The organism is Bradyrhizobium sp. PRIMUS42 (assembly GCF_023006515.1).
GTDB lineage: Bacteria > Pseudomonadota > Alphaproteobacteria > Rhizobiales > Xanthobacteraceae > Bradyrhizobium.
On the sequence record NZ_JALBGZ010001042.1, the window covers coordinates 1 to 1612 of the forward strand.

The window sequence follows — 1612 nt, forward strand, 5'->3', positions numbered from 1 at the left end:
GAAGCTGCGCGCGATGTTGTAACTGATGCCGTTCAGCGCGACAGCCGAAGGCAGCGCATCGGGCGGCACCTGCTCGCTGACCGAGGACTGCCACGCCGGGCCGAACAGCGCGTTGCCGCTGCCCACCACGAAGCAAAAGGCGAGCAGGGCTTCAGGGGTGATGAGATTGAGCCCGGCCAGCACCGTCAGCGCGGTCGCGCCGGTGAGGGCAATCATCAGCGAAACCAGGGTGACGATGCGGCGGTCATACATGTCGGCGATAGCGCCGGCCGGCATCGAGATCAGCATGATCGGCAGCATCAGCGCGGTCTGCACCAGCGCCACCTTGTCCGCCGAGGCTGCCATCTGTGTCATCGCCCAGGCCGCGCCGACGCCCTGGATCAGGAGGCCGAGATTGGAGAGCAGGCTGGCGAGCCAGATGCGCCGGAATACGGTGTACCGCAGCGGCGCGGTGATGCCGTCGGCGGCCATTTTCTGGCGGTTCGGCTGCTCGGTCATATCCCCTTCCATATGGGCTGGCAGAAGTGGTCCTGGCGATTCCGGTGAGTTCAGTGATGCCCGCGAAAGTCCTTCGCTGTCCAGTGATTAGGCCGCTATAAGCGGTGCAAAGAGGCGGTTTGCCGGGGAGGAACAAATGAAGCTGTCGCGACGGACGATCCTGCTGGGGACGGGCAGCTTGCCTTTCGCGGTTGCGAGCTTGCGAACGGGCGCATGGGCCCAAGCCGCACGCGTCGCGGCGCCCGGCGCCGAGGTGCCGCCGATCCTGTTCGTCCACGGCAATGGCGACTATGACGCGCTCTGGATGACCACGATGTGGCGGATGGAATCCAACGGCATCGCGCGCGATCGCATGGCGGCAATCAATTTTACCGATCCGCTGGCCCGCAGCGACGACAAGGTCGAGCAGGCAAACCGCTCCTCGATCGAGGACCAACGCCGGGAGCTCACGGCTGCCATCGCGGAGCTGAAGCGCCGTACCGGGGCGTCTCGTGTAGCGCTGGTCGGCAGCTCGCGCGGCGGCAATGCGATCCGCAACGTCATCAAGAATGGCGGTGCCGGCGATGTCAGCCACGCCGTCCTGTGCGGCACGCCCAATCATGGCGTGTTCGCAACCGAGGACCAGCCCAATAACGAGTTCAACGGCCACGGCCCGTTCCTGCGCAACCTGAACGAAGGCGAGAGCGAGGTGACGCCGGGCGTTGCCTTCTTGACGCTGCGCAGCGACGGCATGGACAAATACGCCCAGGCCGATGGCCGCTTCATCGGCAAACCCGGCACGCCGACCGGCGTCACCAATGAAGGGCCGGAGCTGAAAGGCGCGACCAATCTCGTGCTCGGTGCGCTCGATCATCGCGAGGTGGCGTTCCATCCGCGCGCCTTCCGGGAGATCTACAAGTTCATCGCGGGCCGCGAGCCTGCGCGCATCGCGATTGTGCCGCAGCCAAGTGTCCGCCTGAGCGGCCTCGTCACCGGCACGCCCGGCGGCGTGTCGACCAACCGTCCGGTCGCAGGTGCGACCGTCGATATCTTCCGCGTCGACCCTGATACCGGTGAGCGCAAGGGCGGTGCGCTGCACAGCGCAACGACCGGCGCCGACGGTCGCTGGGGTCCC

At 66.4% G+C, this 1612-nt stretch carries 2 protein-coding genes; one reads left to right on the top strand and one right to left on the bottom strand.

Features of this window, described 5'->3' with window-relative positions:
- Positions 1-498: MFS transporter (locus MOV75_RS37280; protein WP_247007897.1), on the bottom strand; the 498-nt coding region annotated here is incomplete at its 3' end.
- A 136-nt stretch (positions 499-634) separates the two neighbouring features.
- On the opposite strand from MOV75_RS37280, the gene MOV75_RS37285 reads away from it, so the two are divergent.
- Positions 635-1612, top strand: a 978-nt coding sequence (locus MOV75_RS37285; RefSeq protein WP_247007899.1) for a hydrolase, incomplete at its 3' end; no start/stop codon positions are given.